1 pseudogene is annotated in these 783 nt (G+C 56.6%); it reads right to left on the reverse strand.

Features of this window, described 5'->3' with window-relative positions:
• Positions 1-122 precede the first annotated feature (122 nt).
• Positions 123-783: pseudogene (locus tag X742_RS140315) on the reverse strand (hypothetical protein); the annotation flags it as partial.

Here is a 783-nt window from a genome sequence, read left to right on the forward strand (position 1 = left end):
GGTAACAGTCATGTCGGCGCCCCCCACCTTGGCATTTATATTACCTTGGCATTTATATTACCTCGGGATTTATTTGGTCAGGGCGTCCTAACTGACCGCCCGATGGACGACCTTATATTAGTCTAAAATATAATATCGAAGTACAGGGGATCGACGATAATCCCGGGAATTGCCCCCACAGGATCCTGGTCAATTCGTATAACTCCAATGCTAGCCTGCTTGTCCAGCGCCTCAAGGAGTTCGGGAAGCGGCATGTTGCCCCATTTCTTTAGTTTGGCCATCTCGTGGTCCACAGGTATCGCTGCTATCTTGAGTTTGCTCATGAGCTCCAAACCCGCCTGTCGCAGTGTAGCGTTGTGGCTGCCGTGATGTCCGACCTTGTAGAACACTGTTCGGGCCAGCAGGTCGGGCCCAGTTACGGTCTTGTCTTTGACTTGCCAGGACAGACCCTGCCACGATAGCCAATTCCCCACTTGGGCGTCCGCAGCAAACAGCAGCACATCGCCATCCCCAAACTCGATGGCGAGGACCAAGCTGGTGTTATTGGTGGCGCTGTCGAGCGCCAGGGCAAGTTCAGAGGCGCCATCCAGCCAAGCAGTGTCGATACGCCGCCAAGCCGGCGCGTCAGCTGACGGTCCCCAGTAACGCTGACGGAAGAAGGCCATGCTCTGGGCGCTGCTGAACGGAACGGAGCGCCCAGCCTCGAACGGCGCATCGGCATCACTCACCGCCATGACGTCGCTTAGCGATTGAGTTCGAGCCGCAAGCCCATATGTCTCGGGG

Origin of the sequence: Mesorhizobium sp. LNHC229A00, assembly GCF_000502415.1 — a bacterium.
Classification (GTDB): domain Bacteria; phylum Pseudomonadota; class Alphaproteobacteria; order Rhizobiales; family Rhizobiaceae; genus Mesorhizobium.